Source organism: Arcicella rigui (assembly GCF_034929435.1).
Lineage (GTDB): Bacteria > Bacteroidota > Bacteroidia > Cytophagales > Spirosomataceae > Arcicella > Arcicella rigui.
The window spans coordinates 16,099-40,826 of record NZ_JAYFUM010000005.1 but is presented as its reverse complement, the minus strand read 5'-3'; the positions used below and the strand labels follow the sequence as shown (position 1 = coordinate 40,826).

The 24,728-nt window shown below is 35.3% G+C and carries 18 protein-coding genes; 8 read left to right on the top strand and 10 right to left on the bottom strand.

Annotated elements, in window-relative coordinates; translation table 11 throughout:
* Positions 1-143: 143 nt before the first annotated feature.
* Entirely contained in the window at positions 144-1,157 is a 1,014-nt protein-coding gene (locus VB248_RS03745) for a sensor histidine kinase (RefSeq protein WP_323295396.1), read from the bottom strand.
* A 72-nt stretch (positions 1,158-1,229) separates the two neighbouring features.
* On the opposite strand from VB248_RS03745, the gene VB248_RS03740 reads away from it, so the two are divergent.
* The gene (locus VB248_RS03740; protein ID WP_323295395.1) at positions 1,230-2,762 is read left to right on the top strand and encodes an NADH-quinone oxidoreductase subunit N; all 1,533 of its coding nucleotides are present in this window, start codon (positions 1,230-1,232) and stop codon (positions 2,760-2,762) included.
* Positions 2,763-2,871: 109 nt separating this feature from the next.
* On the opposite strand, the gene VB248_RS03735 is transcribed toward VB248_RS03740, so the two are convergent.
* Complete coding sequence (locus tag VB248_RS03735; RefSeq protein WP_323295394.1) at positions 2,872-3,381, bottom strand: phosphoribosyltransferase family protein; 510 nt, start codon at positions 3,379-3,381, stop codon at positions 2,872-2,874.
* A 239-nt stretch (positions 3,382-3,620) separates the two neighbouring features.
* Between VB248_RS03735 and VB248_RS03730 the strand changes: the two genes are divergently transcribed.
* Positions 3,621-4,178: a YcxB family protein gene (locus tag VB248_RS03730; RefSeq protein WP_323295393.1), complete on the top strand. Its 558-nt coding sequence runs from the start codon at positions 3,621-3,623 to the stop codon at positions 4,176-4,178.
* A 101-nt stretch (positions 4,179-4,279) separates the two neighbouring features.
* Here the strand turns inward: VB248_RS03730 and VB248_RS03725 are convergent, their stop codons facing one another.
* From VB248_RS03725 to VB248_RS03705, 5 genes are all read right to left on the bottom strand, one after another.
* Complete coding sequence (locus VB248_RS03725; protein WP_323295392.1) at positions 4,280-4,795, bottom strand: hypothetical protein; 516 nt, start codon at positions 4,793-4,795, stop codon at positions 4,280-4,282.
* Between the two features lie 86 nt (positions 4,796-4,881).
* Positions 4,882-6,573, bottom strand: coding sequence for a S41 family peptidase (locus tag VB248_RS03720; RefSeq protein WP_407652866.1), 1,692 nt, complete (start codon positions 6,571-6,573; stop codon positions 4,882-4,884).
* Positions 6,574-6,667: 94 nt separating this feature from the next.
* The gene (gene tamL, locus VB248_RS03715; RefSeq protein WP_323295390.1) at positions 6,668-9,208 is read right to left on the bottom strand and encodes a translocation and assembly module lipoprotein TamL; all 2,541 of its coding nucleotides are present in this window, start codon (positions 9,206-9,208) and stop codon (positions 6,668-6,670) included.
* Positions 9,205-14,133 (bottom strand): translocation/assembly module TamB domain-containing protein, encoded by a 4,929-nt coding sequence (locus VB248_RS03710; RefSeq protein WP_323295389.1) that lies wholly within the window; start codon positions 14,131-14,133, stop codon positions 9,205-9,207. Before VB248_RS03710 ends, tamL begins: the two co-directional genes overlap by 4 nt.
* Before the next feature lie 156 nt (positions 14,134-14,289).
* Entirely contained in the window at positions 14,290-15,003 is a 714-nt protein-coding gene (locus VB248_RS03705; RefSeq protein WP_323295388.1) for a hypothetical protein, read from the bottom strand.
* A gap of 502 nt (positions 15,004-15,505) precedes the next feature.
* On the opposite strand from VB248_RS03705, the gene VB248_RS03700 reads away from it, so the two are divergent.
* The 3 genes from VB248_RS03700 (at position 15,506) to VB248_RS03690 (ending at position 18,139) form a co-directional block, all read left to right on the top strand.
* Positions 15,506-16,315 (top strand): tRNA threonylcarbamoyladenosine dehydratase, encoded by an 810-nt coding sequence (locus VB248_RS03700; protein ID WP_323295387.1) that lies wholly within the window; start codon positions 15,506-15,508, stop codon positions 16,313-16,315.
* Positions 16,316-16,763: 448 nt separating this feature from the next.
* Complete coding sequence (locus VB248_RS03695; protein WP_323295386.1) at positions 16,764-17,123, top strand: hypothetical protein; 360 nt, start codon at positions 16,764-16,766, stop codon at positions 17,121-17,123.
* A 422-nt stretch (positions 17,124-17,545) separates the two neighbouring features.
* Positions 17,546-18,139 carry a hypothetical protein gene (locus VB248_RS03690; RefSeq protein WP_323295385.1) on the top strand — a complete coding sequence of 198 codons (594 nt, stop codon included), beginning with the start codon at positions 17,546-17,548 and terminating at the stop codon, positions 18,137-18,139.
* A 174-nt stretch (positions 18,140-18,313) separates the two neighbouring features.
* Here VB248_RS03690 and VB248_RS03685 read toward each other — a convergent pair whose 3' ends face one another.
* Positions 18,314-19,246: a metallophosphoesterase family protein gene (locus VB248_RS03685; protein WP_323295384.1), complete on the bottom strand. Its 933-nt coding sequence runs from the start codon at positions 19,244-19,246 to the stop codon at positions 18,314-18,316.
* A 323-nt stretch (positions 19,247-19,569) separates the two neighbouring features.
* Complete coding sequence (locus tag VB248_RS03680) at positions 19,570-20,511, bottom strand: ATP-grasp domain-containing protein (protein ID WP_323295383.1); 942 nt, start codon at positions 20,509-20,511, stop codon at positions 19,570-19,572.
* A gap of 355 nt (positions 20,512-20,866) precedes the next feature.
* Between VB248_RS03680 and VB248_RS03675 the strand changes: the two genes are divergently transcribed.
* The 3 genes from VB248_RS03675 (at position 20,867) to VB248_RS03665 (ending at position 23,629) form a co-directional block, all read left to right on the top strand.
* Positions 20,867-21,553 carry a response regulator transcription factor gene (locus tag VB248_RS03675; protein ID WP_323295382.1) on the top strand — a complete coding sequence of 229 codons (687 nt, stop codon included), beginning with the start codon at positions 20,867-20,869 and terminating at the stop codon, positions 21,551-21,553.
* A 63-nt stretch (positions 21,554-21,616) separates the two neighbouring features.
* Positions 21,617-22,453 carry a UDP-2,3-diacylglucosamine diphosphatase gene (locus VB248_RS03670; RefSeq protein WP_323295381.1) on the top strand — a complete coding sequence of 279 codons (837 nt, stop codon included), beginning with the start codon at positions 21,617-21,619 and terminating at the stop codon, positions 22,451-22,453.
* Between the two features lie 12 nt (positions 22,454-22,465).
* Complete coding sequence (locus VB248_RS03665; protein ID WP_323295380.1) at positions 22,466-23,629, top strand: glycosyltransferase family protein; 1,164 nt, start codon at positions 22,466-22,468, stop codon at positions 23,627-23,629.
* A gap of 174 nt (positions 23,630-23,803) precedes the next feature.
* Here VB248_RS03665 and VB248_RS03660 read toward each other — a convergent pair whose 3' ends face one another.
* A complete protein-coding gene (locus tag VB248_RS03660; protein WP_323295379.1) occupies positions 23,804-24,553 on the bottom strand; it encodes a L,D-transpeptidase family protein in 750 nt (249 codons plus the stop codon).
* Positions 24,554-24,728 lie beyond the last annotated feature (175 nt).

Here is a 24,728-nt window from a genome sequence, read left to right as displayed (position 1 = left end):
AAAATTAGCATTAGGGCTTACGCTAAAGGCTATAAACGATAGGTATAACAATGTTTTTCATGAGAATAAACTATTTTAAGTAAGGACAATAATAAATTCACAACTCATAATTCACAACTATTACTTTAGCCTAAAGCAAAAAATCAATAAGGCATTTTGATACGAGCCATCACCGTATCATTTTTAGTATTAAAGATTTTGAAAGAAGCATTTTTTCCGTACTCTAAATCGAGTCTTTTTCTGAGGTTTTCTAAACCAATTCCTCCTTCATCACTTGGTGGTTTTGGGTCGTAAACACCAGTATTTTCAACCGAAAGAATAATGTTATTTTTTTCGATGTAAGCCGAAACAATAATTTTTCCACCAGATTTCAACTGTCCGATTCCATGTTTTACTGCATTTTCGAGCAAAGTATTCAAGGTCATGGGCATAATTAAAACATTTTCGATATTATCTTGAATCTCAAAATCAAAATTAAGCCGAGCATCGAAGCGAAGTTTTTCTAAAGATAAATAGTTTCGAGCCAAACGTAACTCTTCACTAAGCATGGCTTTTTGAAGTTCACCAAGATTAAGCGAAAGTCTTAATAAATCTGATAATTGAATGATTGATTCTCTTGCCTGAACGCTATCAATAATCGTAAGAGCTTTGATTCCGTTGAGTGCATTAAATAAAAAATGTGGGTTTAATTGATTCTTGAGGTTTTCTAATTTTGATATTTTCAACATATTTTCGACAGTAATTTGTCTTTGTCTTCTGTCTTGATAAAAACTCAGAAAACGATATAAGTGAAAAAACAAAAACCAAGGTAATACTTTCCAGATGTTCATTAGGAAAGTAATCAAGAATGAATGAGGGAAAAAAGAAAGTTGGTTAAAAAGTTGGTAATCAAGCAAAGTATAAATTGAACCAATGGCAATTCCACCCGATAAAATGAACATTACAAATTGTAAATTAGTAATTTCATCAGGATTGAATTTTTCAATGATGGTTTTATAAATATGACTTGAAACAGTTCCCAAAGCAAAATAGAAAAATCCATAAATTGCCTGAGTAGATTGATTTAAAGTTTGAAATTCATCATATTGGATAGAAAGTATGGAAACAATTATCCAACACGGAATTTGAAATGACCAATATAAATTCGCTTTATTCATCAGTGTATATTATGTAGTAAAACTCAAATTTAATATTAAAAGTAGAATAAAGCACATTTACGAAGAAAAATAATGACGATAAAAAGTATTTTACCCGAACAATTAATTCATATTCTTGATAGTTTGAGCTTTCTTTCTCCTGAGATTTTCTTAGGAACTGCTTTTTTATTTTTAATTATTTTAGAATTATTCCTTTATAAGTATATCTACGAAAAAGCTGAAACAAACGATGTAGAAAGTAAAAATAAGTATCAAAATACCTTATTTAGCGTTACGGCTATTTCTGTTTTAATTGCACTTAACCAAGTTTTTCAAAGCTCTGATGTTGCCGAAGAATTTTTACTTTTCGGTGGGATGTTGGTGTTGGATGCCAAAGCTATTTTTTTCAAAATCATCATTATATTTTCGGTTTTATTGATGCTGGCTCATATTGCCGTCACGAAAAGGAAGTATGCTGGCGAGTTTTATCCACTCGTCATTAGTTTATTGATTGGACTCAACCTAATGACGATGTCTATCAATTTATTGATGATTTATCTTTCTATCGAAATTGTTTCTATTGCTTCTTACGTACTTACGTCGTTCAACAAAACAAAAAAAGCATCAGAAGGAGGTTTAAAATATGTACTTTTCGGGGCAGCTTCGTCGGCAATTATGTTGTACGGAATGTCTTTATTGTACGGGATGACGGGTACTTTAAATTTAGCTTCTCCAGATTTTTCAAGAGGTATCGCCCAGATGGATGTGATGGTTGCTACTATTGCAATTGCCTTAACGATTAGCGGATTTTTATTCAAAATATCAGCAACGCCATTTCATATTTGGACGCCAGATGTCTATCAATCTGCACCAACACCCGTGGTTGCCTTTTTCTCGGCAGCTCCAAAAATTGCGGCTTTTTTAGTACTTATTCATTTTTATTCGGCTCTTCCAAACGATTTACAAACTATCACTGCCTTTGTAGCTTTAGCTACCATTACTTTTGGTAATTTCTCGGCTTTATGGCAAAATGACGCAAAAAGATTATTGGCTTACTCGACGATTGCCCATTCAGGTTTTATGTTGATTGGTTTGGTTACGATGTCGGAACTGGGTTTAACAAGTATCGTTTTCTACTTAGTCGTGAGTGTTTTTACCAGTTTCTTAGCTTTCCTTTTGATTGATTTGGCAGCACATCGACAAACTCAGTCCGAGGACAAAACTGAAGATATTACTCGTTTTGCTCTTTCAAATTTCAAAGGGCTTGGGAAATTAAATCCTTTTTGGGGAGTGTTGCTTACTTTGGTGATGATTTCTTTGGCAGGTTTACCACCAACGGCTGGATTTTTTGCCAAATTAAATATTTTTTCGGCACTTTGGGAGGCTTATCAACTCTCTGGAAAGCAAGTTTTGCTATTCCTTTTTGCTTTTGGTTTATTAAATACGGTAATTTCACTGTATTTCTACTTGAAATTACCGTTTTTGATTTTCTTTAAAGATAGTGAGGATTCGCAATCATTTACTTTAAGCTTACCACAAGCTGTGTTTGCTATTCTTTTAGCAATTCCAGTACTGGGATTATTTTTTAAAGCAGATTGGCTGATGAATTTGATTGGACAACTTTAAGAGTGAGGAATTTTGAGTAATGAATGATGAGTGACAAACAACTGACAATCATATAAGTACAACAATAATCACCAAAATCACTATTTACCAATCACTAACTACTAAATTCTTAATGTAAATAAACGCCCATTTTTTCTTCGTTATCTAATATAACGGTCACGTACTCGCTGAGTGTGGTTGAAAGTTCGTAACCAACATAATCTGCCATGATGGGAAAACGACGGTAATTTCTATCCACCATTACGGCTACTTGAATACGTTTTACAGGAATACTTAAAAAAGGAGCTAAAGAATACGCCAAAGTACGTCCGCTATTGAGTACGTCATCTACAACGATAATGGTTTTACGTTCCAAGAATCTTTCGTCGCAATCAAATTCAACGGGCGTGTCATAAGTAACATCTTTATCGACATCAATCAGTACAGCACTGGCATCAATTGGGGAGATTTCTTTTAAAAACTTCGCTACTAATTTTGCAAAAGCATGACCTTGCCCACGGATACCCGCAATCACAATTTCTTTTTCTTCAAAATTATTTTCATAAATTTCAAAGGCGATGCGTCTAATCTTCTGTAATGTTTGTGTCTGACTGAGTATTTGGTTATCAATAAGTTCCATCGTTAAAAATTCTTGAAATTTCTTGGATATTCATTTCTTTAAAAAGCTAATTTAGAAGGAAAAAGCCCCTAAAACAAATACTCAGGGCTAATTTAGCAGTTATTTCATGCTGAAATTCGAGTAATAATTGCTCATAAAAGAGAATGATTCAATAATTTCAGCCTCAGAAAGCTCTTTCCTGCAAAACTTCCTTATTTTTTGTACCTTTGTAGTCTGAATCACCAAATTTCATTTTAGACATGGCAAAAGGATACGCTCAGTCGCAACAAAGACGAGTACAGCAACCAATTCAATCAAATCCATTAGCAATCAAAACCAAAAAGGTTGCCCTTGAAAAAAACAAATTCATCGGTATCAACATGATGCAACTTATTAAAAATCAATGGTATTGGGGATTTGTACCTTTAGCATTAATTTTAATGAATGTAGTTTTAAACTTAACAGGCGTTTATCACAACTATTGGATTTATGTATTAACGGTTTTAGGAGCAATGGCTTACCTTATTTTCTGGGCAATTCAATTCACGGGCGTTACTCAATTAGAACAATACAAACAGCTTTTCAGTAAATACCGTTACGAAATCGACAGCCGTCAGATTTTGATGAAATTGAACGACACCGAAGGAGGCGTTATTAAGTGGGATATGATTAAAGGTGCACGTAAAGACAAAGAAGCTTATATTTTAGACATGGGTCAATATCAGTTTATTTACTTACCTTTCACAGCATTTAATAATGATAATGACAAAAAATTATTAGATAGAATCTTGAAAGATAAAGGCTACGAAATCGCTTAAATCTCTATTAGAAAGCATTAAAAAAGTCCTGCAAATTTTATTTGCGGGACTTTTTTGTTTTTGGGGTTGTATTTGCTCGTGTCCACTGGGAACTAAACTCTTTAGCTAAATACGCTCAAAAACCTTTTATAATTAAAGATTGTCGTTCCTACTATTATCCATAAACAAGCCTTGAGAGACGAAAAAACAACGTCTTCTCTTATTGATTCATAAACTAAATCATTGCAGCATAAATTATAGTCAGGATCGCCTGACAAGTATTTTACACATATTTTTTGTCCTGTGTGTCCATGGTAATTTTTAAACGTAGTACCAAAATACTCTTCCCCTGAAACATAGAATTTAAACACCTCAAGATAACCAAGACTTCCAACAGCCCTCTTCTTTCTAACAATAACAGCTTCAGTTTCAACAGCATTTTTTAAAACAGTGTCTCTAATAGTATTTCTGTTAACTACTTTAAGTAAAATTACAACAAAAGTAAAAAGAGAAAGACTAACCCAAAGTAAAAGCATAAAACGAATAAGTGATTTTACTTTATCCCAATTTAGCTTTCTTTTTTTTCGCTGTGATTTTGCATTCTCTCTAATTGATGCTCTCCTTTCTCTTCTATTCAAGATGGTAATTTTGATAATATTATATTACTATTTGGGGACTTTGTTATAATCTAAAGTATTCAATACATTAAACTCATCACTTAAAACTACTTCCCAGAATGCGTAAGTGTTTCCACGATTTCGCCGTGGGCTAATTTCTCGGCTTTATCAAAATTCTGTAAGGCTTTTTGGAAAGTTTCGTCATAAGCCATCAAGATTTGATAATACTCGTTATTATAGCCCTTAGCTTTTTTTCTTTGCCAAACATTGCGTGCTACCAAAGCTTTAATTTGTCCTTTGAGATAAGCTAACGAACGCTCATAGTCTTTGGCAGTAGCTTTTACTTTGGCTTGCTGTGCTACTTTTTGAAGCTCCGACAACATTTCATCACTTACATTAAATTGCTTGTTGAATTCCTTGAAAGAAAGTTTTTCTAAGCTCTTAATGTTTTCATTCGTATAAGTCAAAGCATATTCACGGATAATATTTTTACTGAATAATTCGGTTAAATACTTGGTCATATAACTGGTGTCTCTTGGTACGAAAACATCAGGCGTAATGCCTCCGCCGCCATAAACGATACGACCAGCTACGGTTTTATACTTGAGTTTTTCATTAAACTTGATACTGTCTGAACTGAAAAACTCCCCTCCTTTCAAGCGTTGGTCATAATCTTTTTCGTACTCTTCTTCTTTACCCAAAGAGTATGGTTTTTGAATACTTCTGCCACTTGGGGTATAATATCTCGAAATCGTCAAACGTAATTCTGAGCCATCATGAAGGGTAACGGGCATTTGAACCAAACCTTTTCCAAAGGAACGTCTGCCTACAATCAAAGCACGGTCATTATCTTGTAAAGCTCCTGCTACGATTTCGGCTGCCGAAGCACTGTTTTCGTCCACTAAAACAATCACTGCTCCTTTTTCAAAAATACCGTCGTTTTGCGTAAAAGTCTGAGAATCATACTTTGTTCCTTTACCATCAGTATAAACGATAAGTTTTTCGCCTGCCAAAAGTTCATCTACCATTTTTTCAGCACGGTCTTTATACCCGCCCGGATTGCCTCTTAAATCTAACATCAAACGTTTCAATCCCTGAGATTTCAAGGTCGATAAAGCACTTTTAAATTCATCATAAGTAGATTCTGTAAATCTATCTACTTTGATGTAGCCCGTTTGGTTATCAATCATAAAACTGGCGTTGATAGAATATGAAGGAATTCTATCACGGGTAACCGTAAATACCTTTACACCTTTTTCGCCTTTTCTGACAATTTCTAAGGTTACTTCGCTTCCTCTTGGGCCACGCAGTTTGCTGAAAATCAAAGCTGAATTTACTTTTTGTCCTGTAAGCGAAACGCCATCAGCACTGACAAGTCTGTCGCCACTTTTGATACCCACTGCGTCAGAAGGCCCGCCCAACATGGCATTTACCACATAAACAGTGTCATTAAAAACGTTGAATTCGATACCGATACCATCAAAACCTGATTCTAACTGAGAGCGTGCAGCGGCTACTTCGGAAGTAGAAAAATAGGAAGTGTGTGGATCGAGTTTTTCTAACATTTTTTTGATAGAAAATTCAACCAAAGAATCTGTATTGACTGAATCGACATAACTGGTTTCTATCAACGATAATACTTCTCTGTACTTTGAATAACCTTTGGCTACGCTATTCATTCTTGCTTGTCCACCAAAAAAATTAGCTCCAACCAGCATTCCTGCCACTAAAGTAATGGCAATGACGATGGGCATTCTTACGGTATGAGCTTGGTTATTTGTGGGTTCTTTTTCCTTCATCATTTAATCAGCATATTATTTCATCAACAAAATACCAATAAATTATTAAAAAACATATAAAAGGCTATGTTTTTCTGCCTTATCCGCAATAGAATTAAAATGGATAGCCAACGGCAATATTCAAAACTAAATTTTCTCTTCGCCATTCAGCGTCGCCCAAATTAAAATCTTTCAGAACCCAACGTTCGTTTTCGGGTAAATAAGGTTTTCTTACTGGCGTTGCCAAGTCAAAACGCATGACTAAATAACTGAAATCAAAACGCAAACCTATGCCTGTACCAACGGCTAATTGTTTGTAAAAATCTTTACGAAAAACGGCATCTTCGCCGTACACGTCCACATCGTGTTGCATCCAAACGTTTCCTGCATCTATAAAAACCGCTCCATGAATGTACTGATTGAATTTTGCACGTAATTCAGTATTCAATTCTAATTTTACATCGCCCGACTGTCCGCCGATAGTTTGTTCTAATAAAGAGCCTGTACTTTGATAACTTCCAGGGCCAATGGTTCTTGCAGCAAAAGCACGAATACTGTTATTCCCGCCTGCTACATATTGTTTTACAGTGGGTAAAAAAAGTGAATTACCATAAGGCAAACCATAGCCTATCAGTAACCTATTTGCCAAACGAACATTCTGGCTGATTCGGTAAGCATAGCGAAAATCTGCATCAAATCGGGCGTATTGTGGATAAGTTACCCCAAAAACAGTGGTGTTACTTGAGCCTTCTTCCGACATTAGATTAGATAAGAGTTTTGCCAGATTTCCTGCTAATTCTACGCCACCAGTAAACGAAAATGTATGTCTGCTACTGGGTTTGGCAGGTGGCATATATGAAAAAGTATAAGCCGAACTCATGATGATTTTATTGTCTAAAATCTCTTCGTATAAAATTGGATTTCGGAAATACTCCAAAGCAAAATCTTCACTAAAATTGGATGCTTTTACCAAATTGACTAAAAGTGGCGTAAAGGAATGTTCGATGGCTGCGTTTTGTTTCCAAGCATAACTCAAAGAAGAACGAAGTGAAGTAAGGTCGTACAAACCTCCCCTTTTCATAATTTCGTAGCCAATATTGAAATTGGTTTTCGGTAAAGATTGGTTTCGGGTTGGATTAATACTGACAAAAGGAATGGTAAATCTTGGCAATGAAAGGTTACTTTCAATCGAAAAACGAGTGGTATTTACTGCACCAATCGAGCTACTGATACCGCCAACTTGAAACTCCAAACCTGCATTGGCTGTCACTTTTAATAATTCTGCTCCTTTAAAAGTATTTTTATTCAACCACGAAATACTGATGTTTGAACCCGTATAGTTGTTGGATTTGGTAGTGGCGTTGAGGTCGGCAACTAAGGATTTTGCTTTCAAGGGCGTAAGATGATAATACACATCCAAAAGTGCTGAGTCTGAACGAGGTACTAATTCAAAAGTATTTTTTACGAATTTAAAATTGCCGTTCAAGTTGATTAATCTTGACAGAGAAACGTCTTGCGTCATACTGCTGTATCGTCCACCACGACGAAAACCGATGGCATCCGAAAAAATCTTTGGACGGAACGAATGTGTTCTATCAAAAATTTTCAATCCTCTATAATTGAATTCAACTTCGCTACTGTCGGTACTGCTTTTTTCTCCGTAGTCTGAAATCACATGAATGTCTCTGATGCGATAAAGTTTTTTGGCAACTTGCGAAGTTGTCGGTTTTACTTCAAAAGAAAGATTTACTTTGTGTTTTCCAACAGAAGAATCTGCTTTAATGATAATAAAATCTGGTCTGAAATAATAAAAACCTCTTCGTTTCAATTGATTGTCGATGCGTTCACGTTCGGCATTAATTAAATCAAATTGATAGGGCGTTCCTTGTTTCAATAAAGAATTATTTTGTGCTGCCAAAAACGCTTTACCAAAAGCACTGGTGTCTTGCGGATTGAACTGAATAGAATCTATAAGATACCTTTGATGAAGTAAAACCCGATAATTGGCAGTAGCTTTTCTGTCTTTCTCGACCAGTGAACCACTTGCTCCCGAACGAAAAAAACCGTTATTGTTCAAAAATAAATTAATCTGTTTGGCATTGGCTTGAACGATTCCTTTACTTGCCAAAACTGGCGGCTCGCCAAAGCGTTTTCTGAAAAAAGCCTTAAAACCTTTATCGCCTTTAGGTTCGCCAAAAAGGTAATAAAACCATACTTTGTACGGAAATCCTAAAATGGCAGAATTGGGTTTAGGTTTAATTAATGCTTCAATTTGTGTTTTTACTAATGCACTTTCCTTTTTACTGATAACGGAATCTTTTTGAATATTAACTTTCGCTCCTACATACAAACTTTCGCCTGCTGGGAGTTTTTTTGTTACCGAACAACCCCATAAAACCAACAAAAAAAGCAGACTGAAAACGCTCTTCGTTGGATAGAGTATTGAAGGGAAATATCGTAAAAATTTTATTTTCATGAGTAAAATAATATTATTAGCTTTCGGATTTGGGATTTCGGCTTTCTGACATCGGACTTCGGTCATCAGTTTTCGGTCGTCGGCTTTTAGCTTTCTAACATCTGAAATCCGATGACCGAAATCCGACAGCCGACGACCGAATGCTGAAATCCGAAATCCGAAATCCAAAATCCCAATCACTTGTTTGGCTTTTTGAAAATCTCTTTAAATGTGCCGTACTCCATCGTAACAGTAAAACCAAGACCCGTTTCTACCACATAACCATCTAAAACAGACTGAAATTGATTTTTTCTGAAAGCTTTAAAAAGGTAGCGACCGTCGTTGGTCAATTTGTAATTTACTACAATGTTATCGAATACTTCTGCGGAATTTCTGCTGATAGAAGTTTGGTTTTCCAACTCAAAATTTCGCCCAACTTTTACTTGAATTTTATCATTGAAAAATGCTTTTGAAAGTCCAAGACTCAAATCCGTTCTGGCACTTGTTTTTCCGTTGTAATAATCTTGCGTAGAAGCCAGATTAATATCTAAATCAACCACCGTAATCAAGTCGGAAGCCAAAGAAGCCAATTGGTCAGATAATAATTTACTCACACTTTGTCGGGCAAGAGCTTCTGGGTTTGCTCCGCCACTACTTGAGAAAAAGTCGGAAGATTTTTCTGAGAAAAAGCGATTCAAAATCAACAATGCAAATACTTGTTTATTGACATCGTTTTGGTCAAGTTTATTCAAACGTGTTTGAATACTGGTCGTTACACTTTTATCCACAAATCTTTGTGTAGCAGAGGGGCGAATCTTGAATGAAATATCAGGTTTTGTCAGTTTTCCAGCCATCGTTAAAAGTACATCAAATTGTACTTTTTGACGATAGAGATTCACGTCGTCGGTTTCATTTGCCATCAAATCCAATGGCGAAGTTTCGGTATTATAAATGGCGGTAATGTTTACATCGGCATTCATAGGGTCGCCAGACCAAATGATATTACTCCCTTTTTCGATACTAAATTGGCGTTTCAATACTTCAAAAGTAATTCCGTAACTTCCTTCGGTAAGGTCATAAGAACCAATGATATAAGGCTGTCCGTCGGCACTTAATCCAGCATTTAAGCGAGCATTTCCACGTACTTTCAAATTATCGCCATTGAGTTCATCCACAATAATTGTGAATTCAGATTTGTCATCAGCTTCAATATTCAAAGACATTTCCGTTACAAAATCATTTACCAAAGTATTTTTTGCCAAAGTATCTGGCGGTGGTGCAGGCGTATTTTTATTAACAAAAACCACAATACCTTCGCTTTCGCTTTGGGCATCCAAATCGTCGGGAACGATGATTGAAATATTACTTTTTTCTCTGACCTTAATATCGCCTTCTACTTTGGCATTGGTTGAAATGCCTTGAACCGATAAGCTGGCATCAACAAAACCTTTGCCGTAAAAAAAGTCATTATCGTTTCTGGTAGAATTTAAAACCATGAAATTTTTGGTATCAATATTCAAATCATACTTTACCGAAGGAATATTGGCAAGTACTATCGTTCCATCAATTTTTAGCGGTTGATTCAGCGTATCACTGACGATAAATTGATTCAGTTGAATGGTTTGTTTATCAAAAATAAGTTTTTGATTATTGATTAAATAGCGACTTCCCAACTGCGAAACCGTAAAACCAACATTTTTAAAATTCAAATTACCCAACAATTCTGGCTGTGTGGACGAACCTTTGATACTGGCTTCACCAAAAAGTACTCCTTTCGACTGTTTTAATTGACCGAAACTAAAAGCTTGTACTGTTTCAAGTCCTAAACTGTTGATTTTCAAGTTTAAATCGAAAGGATTGGCAGTATTCAATAGGTAATTTCCAACCAATTGCACATCGTTTTTGGCACTGAGAAGTGTGGCTTTTACAGTGATTTTTTCGGCCGTTTCATTAAAGGCATTGATGGCTACATCGCCAATGGCTGTTTTTTGAAAATTAAAATTACTGATGTTGATATTACCTGTAAACGAAGGCGAAGTCATGTAATTACTCAGTAAAATATCGCCGTCGATTTTACCACTTGCCATCGTAGAGTCTGGAACAAAAAGGGTAACAAAATTTTCAATCTTGAAATTTTCAGCCAATACTCTAATCGCTCCGTTTGGTTCGTGGTTTTCAGTATTGACCAACAAGCGTTGTTTAGCTTGTTCAATTTGGAAATGGTTTACCAACAAACCCGCTTTCCCATACTGAATAAAACCTGTGGAATCTACATTCCAATTTTCAAAATTCAATTTCAAACCATCGTTAGCCAATTTTATTCTGTACTGATTATCAGCATTTTGCACAAAACCTACTACTTGGTTTTTGTCTAAATTCAAAGAATCTTTAAAGGTCGCTTTGAAAGTAGCGATATTATTCGCCACATTTCCTGTAAGTATCGTTTTACGAATTTTAAAATCATTCATCGAAACGCCGTCAAGTCCTGCTTGATAATTTAGTTGGTCGGCATCGTTGGCGATATGAAAATTTACATTAGAGATTTTTATGGTATCGTACTCGATAAAGGGAGCTTTCAAATCAGCTTGTAACATACTGCCAGCTTGGTTGCTCAGTTTTGCCGAAAAGCTAAGAGTATCTAACTTGCTAAGACCGGGCAAAAACACATTGAAAGCTGGATGTTTGAGTAATTTTAGGTCGATAGCGATATTGAAAGCCTCGGTAACGGGCGTAAAAGTGACTTCTGGAATGGCAAAATAATGGCTGATATTGCCAATAAAAATATCTGACAACTGCAAATAATTAAAATCGCCTTTAAGTTTTGCTTTTAAAAAAGGAGATTTCAACTCAAAGTTTTTCCCGTCGGCATTACTTTGTGCCGTGAAAATGGTATTATCAATCGGAATCGCTTTGCCATTTTGAAAGAGCGTTGTTCTTTCAAAAGTCACTCTTCCTATTGGATTCACAGGGTCAGTTATAGGCATATCAATCGCAATATCTCCTTGAATACCAATATTATCTGGGTAGAGTCCGAGCGGTTTTAAATTCAATTGAGCAATCGCCAATTTTCCGTTGATACTTGGATATTTTTGAGATAAATCTACTTTTGAATCAATATTCAAGTTAATATTCGGGTCTGCAATTTGGGCTTTTATGCTGGCAATTTGTTGGGCAATATTGGTTTCAAAAGCTAAGTTTTTATAAGCATATCCTTTGATTTCCGCTTGCTGAATAAGTCCTTTTACAGAAGTATTCATGGTTTTCAAATCAAAGCCTTTGCCTTTTATTTGTGCATTTAATGAGATTTTTCCAACCGACTCCGACTGTTTGATGAGTTTTCCTACTTCAAAAGCCGTCAAGTTCAAATCACCTTCGTACTGTTGATTTTTGTCTGCTGTAATATTAACCAATCTTCCCTTGAAAGACGCTCCACCTAAATCCGTTTGTAATTTGGTATTGATAGTTAAGTCTTGTACTTTTCCTTGAATCGTTCCTGCTACACTTATTTTCTGAGGTAAGTCAATCGTTGGCGGAATGGAATTTTTAGGAGCTAATTTCAAAATATCATTTTTCGTAAGCGAAATCTCTTTTAGATTTACTTGCACTGCCGTTTTATTGATATTCGGCAAACCTGTGATTGTTCCTACAAGATTGGCTTTGGTTTGCCCAAGTCCATTGACGCTCAATTCGTTAATTTTCAGATTATTTACTGTTCCTTTTGCCAAAGCATTGATTTTCAAAACAGCGTTTTCGTTGCCCACAAAAGGTGATTGTTTTGCCAAATCGGGCATTAATAGCAAAATATCTTTGAAGCCAATTTGTGTATTTTTCAAATTTACGTTCAAAGTACTTGCACCGATATTTTTATTCAATTGTTCAAACGAAGCATACTTCAAGGAAACTTCTTCTCGCAGAATTGTATTAGGCGTTTTTACATACAATTTCTTTAAAAATGCCTGCCGATTGGTATAAGCAAAATCTGTTTGGAAATTCTGCAAAGTAAAACCAGATTTTTCACGAAATGAACTCGAATACAACCAACCCGAAATCTGATTAGGTGAATAAAAAAGGCGTTCTGCATTCAGTTTGAAATTATTAATACCCAAATAATTGGCATCCAAGCCTTTTTTCTGTGGCTTGTGGTTGAAGTCCTGATACTGAATATTGTTATTGTCGAAAACGATTTTGTCCACCAACACCTGCCAGTTGTTAGGGCTTGCAACTTCTTTTTCTGTGGGTTTCTTTGGGTTTTTCGGTCTTTTCAAAAAGCTTAATTTGGCATCCGTATTGAACAAATCTACCGATTTCAAATGTATTTTTTCGCCTGCCAAATACAGTTGCTCGCCTTTTACTTTTAATGAACCCAAACGAACAGTATTCAGCAAACCTGCACTTTCTTCAAGGATTTTCCATTGAATTTTCTTTGCTTGAAACTCGCCAAAAGCTAAATCCAAAGTGTCCTTTGAAGCGGTTTCTGCTGGCGATTTCACCAATGCCTCATAGATTCGTAAAGAAAGATTTCCGCCGTTTAAATCAATTTTATCTAAATGATATTTTGAAATACTGGGGTCGATTGCCTTAAATGAAGTATTGGCTTCGTCCAAAAAAACTTTGGCATCAATGCCCGTAACATCGTCGAGATACGATACTTTAATTTGCTTTAATGCAATGTTGGATAACTGATAATCAAAAGGCGTTCCTTTGCTGGTATCAACTTTTGTATCGGTACTTTGAAATGCTTTTAAGATGTAGTTGAAATTGAAAGTAGTATCTGGAAGAGTACGTTTTAGATTAATATTTAGCTGTTCTAATTCTATTTTGTTGATTTTCACTTGGTTGCTGATTAAAGCCAGCATATCCATATCAACACGGATTTTTTTTCCGTAAAACAAAGTATCGTTTTGATTATCAGGCAAATAAATACCTTCGAGAGCAAGCCAGTCTGGAATGTCGTAACTTATTTTTTGAATGGAAACAGGTTTATGTAGTTTTTCTTGAAGGTACAGACTTACTTTTTGTGTCAGAAATGCTTGTCCATTCGGACTTTTAAAATAGAAAAAAGTAGCCACCAGCAGTAGCAAAAAGCTGAGGACAATGATTCCTGCTATTTTTAAAAGTGGTTTCATATAAAAGCATTCTTTAGGTTAATCGGTAAATGAAGTAATGGGGCAAATTGCTTTAAGCAATAGGCTTTAGGCAATAGGCAAAAATATTTTTTGCTTACAGCCTACTACCTAAAGCCCGATTACTTAAAATCACTTCCTATTGATAAAAAGGTTTGACTATCTTTTAAAAACAGTAGCGTCAAAAGTTGGGTTGAAAACGATTGAGTTGGTAAGTTTTACATTTTTCTTGTCGATACTGCTGTAATAAGTACCCGAAGATGGGAATTTGATACCAAAATCAGTAGTCGTGTAAGCGGTATATTCTTGGGTAATTTCTTCACCACTCGAAAGTTTGTACTTCAATTTCGACAATAAGCTTGTTGCATTATCAAAATACAAATCGTATTTGATGTCTTTTCCAGCCAATTCGATATGATAGAATTTGCCTTCCAAACCTACATAAGTAGCAATATAACCTTTATCTTGGTAATTCAAGAATGGTAAAAGGAAATCGCTTACTTCTCTTCTCATGTTGGCTTGTTCTTTATCGCTCAAATCTTTCACACTGTAAACCGTTGTTACGTCACGGCTACCAGTAGGAATTTTCAAGAAAGCATCAGCATTACTTACGCCATAAATGAAGCTACGTTTCATAATGGTTTTGGTTTTCAACATCGCTTTGTCAGTCACAGAAGCCTTTACTTCCATATCATAATCCGTTACCGCATTCGCCACAAACGACTGTTTCAACGTATAAGTTTTTACTTTTTTCCAAAGCTCTAAACCACCAGTACTCTGATAAAATTTGTTGAATATTGCATCAGGTGTTTGAGCAAAAGAGTTGACAAGACTTGCCGTCATCATCAACATAATTAAGCTTAGTTTTTTCATGGGACTTGTTTAAGATTATTTTAAAAATACTTGTCTTTGACAAAGGAACTTGAATTTACAAACCATATTGTTTTTTTATACTGATAATTAGCATTTTACTTGAAATTTTTAATGTCAAAAAATTAAAACTGGATTTTATAAAGTAAAAATATTTCTGATTTGGGATTTCAGATTTAGGATTTGTGATGTACAAAGCCTTAAAATTTCATACCCTCCTAATTGAGATTTACAGATTTTCGTAAAAATCTACACATCAACCTTTTTATCCAAAATACATTAGAAGAAAACATTTAAAAAGCCGAAATCCGAATTCTGAAATCCGAAATCAAAAATCACCAATTTCGATATAATTCTATGGCATTTAGTGGGATTTGTAACAATGATTCTGCCAATTATTTAAAATTTGAGCTTAGTTGAGTAAATTTGTAGAATTGATGGACTGAAAAAATAGTCCTTTTCATGCAATTCCCGACAGCGTAGTCGTGAGTATAAATATTGAAACATGAGTGATTTAGCTTGGCTTGGAAGAACCAAATTATTAGTCGGAGACGAAGGAATCCAGAAATTACAAAATGCCCATGTATTAGTAGTAGGGCTTGGCGGTGTTGGCTCTTTTGCGGCTGAATTCGTTGCCCGTTCGGGCGTTGGTACAATGACTATCGTCGATGGCGACGTAGTGGATCCTTCAAATAGAAATAGACAATTACCTGCTTTGGCAACTACGCACGGTTTGCCAAAGGCAGATTTGATGGAAGAACGCTTGCTGGCAATTAACCCAGCCCTGAAATTGACCAGTATTCGCCAGTTTCTTTCGCCCGAAGCTGTGGAAGAATTATTGACTAATAATCGTTTTGATTACGTAATGGATTGCATTGATTCAATTACGCCAAAATTGACACTTCTGACGATTGCTCATGCTAAAAATCTGAATATCGTAAGTTCGATGGGTGCAGGCGGAAAAGTTGACCCAACAAAAATTCGTACAGCCGATTTATTCGATACTCGTGAGTGTTATTTAGCTTCATTGATTCGTAAGCGTTTGCGAAAATTGGGGATTCGTTCGGGCATCAAAGCAGTATATTCTACCGAAAAAATGATGGACGATTCTTTGATGTTGACGGATGGCTCTAATTTCAAAAAATCAGCTTATGGCACGATTTCTTATATGCCTGCGGCTTTTGGTGGAGCTTGTGCATCGGTAGTACTCCGAGATTTATTAGGCTTCCCGATTGAAATGGAGAAAAAGCTGAAAGCCTTAGCAAGCCGAGAAAAAAAGCAACAAGCATTGGCAAAAAAGAAAAAAGAAGAATAGTTTTTTAGAGAGATTCACATTCTAAATTAAGTCAGAAAATCATGAGGCTGTCCCTAAAAGGGCAGCCTTTTTTTATTGAGAAAAAATTATTTTCAAAAAAAATCATTTTTTCTCATTTTTCTTTTTTAAATATTATGCTTCCAAAATAAAGTACTTTTTCAACAAATGATTGATAAAAAATGAAAGCCTCTTACTAATCAATGAGGAATATTAAAATTCACCAAAAAATCCTTAAAAACTCCTTTAAAACACATCTTTTTGCCCTAAAATACCTCATTTGGCTATTAAAACATTTGTTTTTATCTTTCGTTATAAGTAAAAACACTCATAATTGAACTGATACTTTTATCTCAATCTCTATCTTATTTCTTTGGATAAACAGTTTATTTTTTGTGTTTTTTACAAAACTCTGAAACGAAATTTTTCAATTAAATCACAACAAAAATCTATGAAAACTAAAATTTTTTGGGCAAGTGTATTGCTAATCGCAGCTCGTACTTCGTTCGCTCAGGAGATTCCTTCGGACCCAGGTTATAGCATACATAATTACAAACATCCCAACAAGGCAGCGGCTGCAAAGAAATTCACGAAAAGTCTTTCTGTTACCGAAGACGTTAGCGTTGCAAATGTCAATTACAAACAACCTGCCTCAACAAAAGTTGAAAAAGGTTTGGGATTTGTTAGAAATCAGCCAGCGAAAGAGTACTTGGCTTGGCAAAACCCTAAAATGCCGTACAATAAAAGAGTTGAGCCAAAGCAAGAAGTAGCGATGGATTCAATTAAGAAAAAAGATGTAGTAGTTGATTAAGCTTATGCCTAATAAAACACAAATCATCCTAAAGATGGGCTTTTACCTACTTTAGGATGATTTTTGTTTTTATCCTTATTACGAATATTTATGTGACAATTAAACTTACATCACAAAAGCATAAATGTCATATTGGTCAATGAAAAAATATTTTCTCATTTGAATACACACTTAGAAATAATTGTAAAATGCTTTGCATTTTTGCAATATAACATTGCTTACACAAGACGTAGTGTTGGAACACTACGCCAAGCGAGGGGCTACAGATAAAGTGGAAACTGGACAGTATAATGCAGCACTGAAAGCATTAAGTGGTAAATGGACATCACTACCAGGAGGAAAACATGAATGGAAATAAAATTTAGACAAAGAATTTTTAAAAAACCGTGCGGCTCTGTTAATAAATACGAAATAACAATATTATGAAATCCTGCCATATAATTTTCTTAGTAATATCATCCATAATTGGGTTTTATTTCAATAATTATGCTTCAAAGGAGGCTAACGAAAATATTCAATATCAAGAAAAATTTGACGACTTAATCAAAAAAGATACAATAGTATCATGCAATTGTTCAAATGGTATTAACAGTGTAAAAATAAAATCTAAATATTTGATTTATAAAAACTTACTACAAGATTCAATTTTTGTTGTGAATCAAAAACTTGTATTTTTAATCAATAATAAAGAGATTGGTAATTATAAACCGCCTTTCCTCTATTCGTATGTAAGTTTGAATGGAAAAAAAGTTAAAGTTCTGAGGACTATTTTGGCTGAGGCTAAATGTTTGGAAAATAACTCGAAGCATATAATTTATAGCTTTTATGGATTCAATACGTTTGACCCTGAGCATGAATTTTTTAGTTTAAATTCAGCAAAAGGGAATTGGTTATGGTATTTTTACGGTGATAAGTACGAAACCTATAAGAAATATGGTAATCAATCAAAATATATCAAAAAATATGGAGCGAAGGTAACAAGTTTAAGTAATATGGTAAAGGTTTTTCCATTTTGACTTACCTTCGCTTGGCGTAGTGCTTTTCACTACGTCACTGTGTAAATAGTATAAGAACACTACGCCAACAAGGGTTTCACTAAAATAAAAAAAGGGGAGCAATTGCTCCCCTTTTTTAGGAAAGAATAACCACTTTATGACCAAAAATCCAAATTCCGATTCATAAAGTGTTTATTAATAACTAATATATTGGTTGGTAAACGAACCGTCGTCGTACAAATCTATTACAGCATAACCAGCGTCGGTATGTTGGTATTTTCCAAACCACCATCTGCCCGAAACCGCACCATTACAGCAGTACGAAACCCCGTTATAATCAACACGGTCGCTGAGGTGGATATGTCCCGAAACTGCCAATTTTACATTTTTATGATGATGAAACAATTCAGCAATTTTCTTTGAATCGGTGTGCATCCAACTTCCCGGTACTTCCCAACGATTATCTTTTTCTTTTAAATTATTGCCATCAAAAAATACACAAGCCGCCAAAATCGGAATGTGCGAAATCACCATGGTTGGTTTATTTTCAGGCAAATGCTTGAGGTCTCTTTCCAACCAATCGAACTGTTCTTCATCCAAATTAGCCGTGTACCAAGAGCCATCTTTCTTTTTCTGAACGCTATCCAACATTACAAAATGCCAATCTTTGTTATCAAAGCTATAATAGCGTTTGTCCATCCCCATTTCGTCCATCGCCCATTTTTTGCCATCTTCAAAATTACTTTCGCTATCGCCTTCACAACAAATATCATGGTTGCCAACAGAGTGATAAATCGGTAGTGAATTCTCAGCTTTCAGTACATCGTTGAACAAATTCCATTGTTTTTTCACATTGCCTTTGCGGTGTTTGTGGGCATCCATTACGCAATCGCCCGAATTGATAATCAAATCAGGTTTTACTTCGTCTTGGATATGGTGCAAACATTTGGCAAAGCCTTTTGAAGAATTTACCAAAGGAATGGCTTCTTCGATATGCACATCGGTAATGTGGGCAATTCTGAGTACTCTTTTGGGAGCAACAGGTTTTTCCTGTGCTTTTACAATATTGGGTAAAGATAAACCGCCAGCTACAAGTCCTAATTGGCGAAGTAAATCACGTCTTTGCATCTATTTTATTTTTGGTTGTGCAAAGATTGAATTATAAGATAACTTGTTGTTTTTCTGACAATTAAAGATTTGTAAACTTTTCTATCGGATTGTGAAGAAATTGTAAATTAGCTTATAGCTGTGAGCTATCAGCTTTGAGCTTTGAGCTGTGAGCTGTGAGCCTTGAGATTTTTTGTTATCAGCTTTAATAATCAATAACTATTAAAAAACTTTACAGCTAAAATCTCAAGGCTCATCGCTCACAGCTAAAATCTCATAGCTCACTGCTCAAAGCTCAAAGCTGATAACTCACAGCTAAAATCTCATAGCTCATTGCTCAAAGCTCAAAGCTGATAGCTCACAGCTCGTCGCTCATAGCTAACAGCTCTTTTAGTCACTAATAAAATTCTTCTGAAAAGTTCTTTTAAATCAATGCCTTCGTTTTGGGCGATACTTGGCAAAAAGCTACGAGTATCCAAATTAGGCATGGTATTGATGTCTAAAATATAAATTTCACCATGATGAATTCGTATATCTGTCCGAGACATTCCTCTGATTTTCATGCTTTTATGCAGTGCTAACACTTTTTGCATGATTTCTTGTTTGGTACTTTCTTCTAAAGCAGGATTCAAGATTTTTTCGGTAACGCCATACGATTGTCCTGCTATATATACTTCTCGTTCATCGTCTGGGCGAATTTCTAAGGGCGATAAAGCTATATAATCTGTTCCTTCTTCGTTCGGAATGACGGCAACGGTAAATTCTCTGCCTGTAATATAAGGTTGAATGATATAATCTTCTTTTTCGAGTAAAGTCTGATAAGGAATTTCAGAAGCATCAAATACCAACATATTTAAGTGTAAACTTCCCATGCGATGTTTTACGATGTAGCGTTCGTAGGGTAAGTTGGCTACCTCGCTCAATGATACGATGGCGGGTGTTTTCAGATTGATTGATGCACAAATTTGTGGCAAATTACTTTTGTCTTTGGCAAGTATTTGTACGGTATAAGGGCTTGCCGTATGTTGAATATCGTGACTGTCTAACCAACGTGCAATATCTGCCTGACCAGCTTCGCCAAAACCATAACATACATTAAATACCATGTCGAATTGTTTGAGGAAATCAGCAAACTCATTGGTAAAACCTACAAAATGAGTAATATATGGATAATATTCGTCGGGAGTTGATTTCAAGAAAGTAGCAACTGTACTTGCAAAAATATTCTCTTTCCATGGCGTAAAGCTGGAATCTGAATAAAGATAAATGAGTTTTTGAACAGACATGATTTCTTTTATTTAGAAATCGAAAATAGTACAGCTTTTACCAGAAAGTGATTAAGAAATAATTATGGATATATTAATTAAAAACTTTATCAGCATCCTTCATAGAAACGTAAAGTGCTGTTAATAATGAGTTTACATTGATTCTCTATTTTTGAAGAAAATTTTAAACATTCAACATGTATGAAAAAGGCAACAAAAATTCTCGGAGCATTTCAACGTAATTTCACTTGGTTTATGACTTCTATGTTTGTTTCGTAATAAACATAAAAAAAGCATAATTCAAGCTTAACATAGAGATAATGTTAGGGATGTAAGTTTGGTGAAAATTTCGCAATAAACTTTACCAACATCCATTATGATTGACCTATCTCTGAAAATACTATTGGTTGACGACGACCCCGATATTTTAGAATTATTGGCTTATAACTTACAAAAAGAAGGTTTCTTGATAGAAACTGCCAGCGATGGTGCTGAAGGCGTAAAAGTAGCCAAGACTTTCTTGCCCGACATGATTATCATGGATATTATGATGCCTGTAATGGATGGCATTGAAGCCGGGCGAATTATCAAACAGTCGAAAGAATTAAAAAATACTTATCTCATCTTCTTGACGGCTCGCACAGAGGAGTATTCGGAAGTGGCTGCTTTTGACATCGGGGCAAACGACTACATCACCAAGCCCGTAAAACCAAGAGCTTTGATTAGTAGAATTAAAGCCGTTTTTCAACGCAATAGTCCAGAAAACTACGAGGAAGAAAAATTGGTATTAGAAGACCTCACCATCAATCGACAAAACTATTCGATTGCGGTAAAAGATTCTTCGTGGACACTTCCTAAAAAAGAGTTCGACTTATTGATGTTTTTCGTGAGCAATCCCAACAAAGTTTATACTCGTGACGAAATCCTTTCGAGTGTTTGGGGCAAAGGTATTCACGTGACAGAAAGAACGGTAGATGTTCATGTCAGAAAGATTCGTGAGAAAATTGGAGAAGATTATATCCGCACCATCAAAGGAGTTGGCTACTTGTTTTCGAGAAATTAATCCTTAACAATCCTTTAATGTTCAGGAAATCATAAGATTAAAGTAAATCTACAATTTTGGATTATGAAAACGCCGAAACAATACAAAACCGTCATCATTTCTGATGTCCATTTAGGCTCAGAAGGTTCAAAAGCTAAAGAAGTAACTGCTTTCTTGAAGTCAATTACTTGTGAAACGCTCATTATGAACGGTGATATTATTGATGGCTGGCAATTGAAAAAAGGCGGCTCTTGGAAGAAAAAGCATACAGCTTTTTTTAGAGCGGTTTTGAAAATGATTGAAAATCATAATACCAAAGTAATTTATCTGAGAGGAAACCATGATGATTTCTTAGACCAAATCATTCCTTTTCAATTAGGAAAATACTTTATCGTACAACGTGACTACATTTTACAGTCGGGTTCAAAAAGTTATTTAATTACACACGGAGATATTTTTGATTCGGTTACTTCTAAAATGAAGTGGCTTGCCTACTTGGGCGATATTGGGTACAACTTTTTATTATCTATCAATAAATTATACAATCAATACCGCAAATGGCGAGGCTTTACGTATTATTCTTTCTCGCAAAGAATTAAACAAAAAGTAAAAGATGCAGTGAATTATGTGTCGGATTTTGAAGAAAAACTCGCCGAACTCGCCAGAGCAAATCACTGCGACGGTATTATTTGCGGACACATCCATAAGCCTGATATTCGCCAAATCCAAGATATTACTTATATGAACTCAGGCGACTGGGTAGAATCGCTTACGGCTTTGGTAGAAGATTATCAGGGTAATTGGGATTTGCTGTATTTACTCCAAGAAAGTACGCTTGAAGTAGAAGAAGAAAGCAACGATGAAGCCTTGGATTCGCAGGCAATCAGCACGGCAAAAGGAATTTTTATGAGCATTTCTTAATCAATAACCAATATGAGTAAATACTTATTTGTAGTACAAGGTGAAGGTCGTGGGCATTTAACCCAAGCCATTTCCCTTTTTGAAATCCTTACCGCCGCCGGACATGAAGTGGTTTCGGTAATGGTAGGCATGGAAAACGAAAGTAATTTACCCACATTTTTTAAAGAGAAAATTACCGCTCCGCTCAGTACTTTTCCTGCACCAAGTTTGGTTTATGGACAAACCAAAGCCTTGAAAGTATGGGATACCATCAAAACGCATCTTTTTCGATTCAGAAAATATTGTAAAAGCATTCAATACTTGGCCGACGAAGTAAATCATCATCAGCCCGATGTAATTGTGAATTTCTATGATATTATTTGTGGTTTATATGCACAATTTTATCGCCCAAATATTCCAGTTGTTTGTATTGGACATCAATACTTGTTGCTACACGAACAATTCGTAACATTGCCCAATAAAAAAATTGACCGTATTTTACTCAATCTTAATACCCATCTTACCTCTCTGAATGCTACTAAAAAGTTAGCTTTGTCGTTCGTGGAAATGCCCAACGACGAAGCCAACGATATTATCGTTACACCTCCACTTTTACGCAAAGAAGTAAAAGCCCTAAAACCTACACAAAAACCCTATTTGTTGGCATACATTACACACCATAAATTGGCGGAAGACATCATCAATTGGCATTCAGCCAATCGTGAGGTGGAAGTACATTGTTTTTGGAATAACCGTGAATTTGCCGACGAATGGCAATGCCAAGAAAACCTGACTTTTCATCAAGTAAATGCCGAGAAATTTCTCAGCATGATGCAAGATTGTTCGGGATTAGTTTGTACGGCTGGCTTTGAATCTGTTTGCGAGGCCATGTACTTGGGAAAACCCATTATGATGGTACCAGTTCCAAATCATATCGAGCAACAAATCAATGCTTTGGATGGTGAGCGTGCTGGAGCGGGCATTGCAGATACTACTTTTGATTTAAGTAGATTGATAGCGTATTTACCAACACATCAAAATATCAGTAATACTTTTCAAGCTTGGCAAGGAAAAACAGAACAGATTTTTCTGAAAAGTTTGGAAACACTGGCTGAAAAAGAAGTAGAAATTTACACTTTTAGCAAAACGACACAATTTGCCAGAAACTTTCGCAGGTCGCTGGGTTCTATATTTTAATTTACAAAGAATCAATCAAAAAACAAAAGCCTTTCTTTCGGTGAAATTCACGAAGAAAGGCTTTTTTTCAGCTATAAGCATTAGGCTATAAGCTGTAGGCTTTAGGCAAATTTTTTTTCCTGACAAAAGGAATTTTGCTTATTGCTTACAGCCTACTCTAAAGCATAATTTCGCTTACTTTCTAAAAACATACAATCCTTTTTTATCAACACTAAAACTGATGGGGTTTTTATCTTTTTCAAAAGTATCAAATCCTGTTTTCAGATTTTTCCAAAAATTCAATAATACTTCATCTTCTTTGAATTTTTCTTGATGAATACTCATATTTTCCTTCGTCATTCTGAAAGGAAAAATATATACTGGAATATCCTCTTGTCCATTTTGGCGAGCTTGGATGGCATAAAGGTAAATCTCTTGAATCAAATCATTGGTCATCGGCAAGCAACCCACCGTTACGCATTCGCCATGAATAAAAATATCTCCTCCCCTATCAACAGCATCACTTCTTAGATAATCGGCTTTATTCGGATAATTGATGCCCAATGATAAATAATAAGTACTGACAGGATTGAATCTATCAATCTGATAAAAGCCTTCGGGTACTTGTAAATCTCCTTGCTTCCATTTCGGCCCCAAACGCCCCGATTGCTGGCAAATTGGATAAGCCACCAACTTTTTGTAGTTTCTATCTTTCAAGTTTTTGGCAAAAATCTCCAGAACTTTTTCTTCTTTGTAGGCAACAATCAGTATGTTCAATTGCTCTGGTTGAATACCATTGATGCGGAGTTTTTCGCTAAGAATACTTCCTTTGGCTTCAAAAGCTGCTTGTACTCTTTCGTACTTTTTTTGTTCTGATAAAAAATCGCTTTGCTGAATCAATGTGCTAAAAAATAGGGCTAAAATATAAGTTATCGTTGTTTTCATAAAATTGACGTTGATATAAAATCAAATGACAAATGCCTTTACAAGATAAGTTTTTTCAAAAAATATATCCTCTTTCAAGTAATTTTTTGGTGAAAATCTTTTGATTCAAATCGAATTACCCTAAAATGAATCCCTGCAATTTGTGAAAAAATACTTCATTCTGTCATATTTCACT

What these genes read in the sequence shown, in the direction of transcription:
- VB248_RS03680 (WP_323295383.1), bottom strand. Translation starts at nt 20,511, where the DNA reads ATGTCTGTTCAAAAACTCATTTATCTTTATTCAGATTCCAGCTTTACG.
- VB248_RS03745 (WP_323295396.1), bottom strand. Translation starts at nt 1,157, where the DNA reads ATGAATAAAGCGAATTTATATTGGTCATTTCAAATTCCGTGTTGGATA.
- VB248_RS03675 (WP_323295382.1), top strand. Translation starts at nt 20,867, where the DNA reads ATGATTGACCTATCTCTGAAAATACTATTGGTTGACGACGACCCCGAT.
- VB248_RS03710 (WP_323295389.1), bottom strand. Translation starts at nt 14,133, where the DNA reads ATGAAACCACTTTTAAAAATAGCAGGAATCATTGTCCTCAGCTTTTTG.
- VB248_RS03700 (WP_323295387.1), top strand. Translation starts at nt 15,506, where the DNA reads ATGAGTGATTTAGCTTGGCTTGGAAGAACCAAATTATTAGTCGGAGAC.
- VB248_RS03695 (WP_323295386.1), top strand. Translation starts at nt 16,764, where the DNA reads ATGAAAACTAAAATTTTTTGGGCAAGTGTATTGCTAATCGCAGCTCGT.
- VB248_RS03670 (WP_323295381.1), top strand. Translation starts at nt 21,617, where the DNA reads ATGAAAACGCCGAAACAATACAAAACCGTCATCATTTCTGATGTCCAT.
- VB248_RS03705 (WP_323295388.1), bottom strand. Translation starts at nt 15,003, where the DNA reads ATGAAAAAACTAAGCTTAATTATGTTGATGATGACGGCAAGTCTTGTC.
- VB248_RS03690 (WP_323295385.1), top strand. Translation starts at nt 17,546, where the DNA reads ATGAAATCCTGCCATATAATTTTCTTAGTAATATCATCCATAATTGGG.
- VB248_RS03720 (WP_407652866.1), bottom strand. Translation starts at nt 6,573, where the DNA reads ATGAAGGAAAAAGAACCCACAAATAACCAAGCTCATACCGTAAGAATG.
- VB248_RS03730 (WP_323295393.1), top strand. Translation starts at nt 3,621, where the DNA reads ATGGCAAAAGGATACGCTCAGTCGCAACAAAGACGAGTACAGCAACCA.
- VB248_RS03665 (WP_323295380.1), top strand. Translation starts at nt 22,466, where the DNA reads ATGAGTAAATACTTATTTGTAGTACAAGGTGAAGGTCGTGGGCATTTA.
- VB248_RS03660 (WP_323295379.1), bottom strand. Translation starts at nt 24,553, where the DNA reads ATGAAAACAACGATAACTTATATTTTAGCCCTATTTTTTAGCACATTG.
- VB248_RS03685 (WP_323295384.1), bottom strand. Translation starts at nt 19,246, where the DNA reads ATGCAAAGACGTGATTTACTTCGCCAATTAGGACTTGTAGCTGGCGGT.
- VB248_RS03740 (WP_323295395.1), top strand. Translation starts at nt 1,230, where the DNA reads ATGACGATAAAAAGTATTTTACCCGAACAATTAATTCATATTCTTGAT.
- VB248_RS03735 (WP_323295394.1), bottom strand. Translation starts at nt 3,381, where the DNA reads ATGGAACTTATTGATAACCAAATACTCAGTCAGACACAAACATTACAG.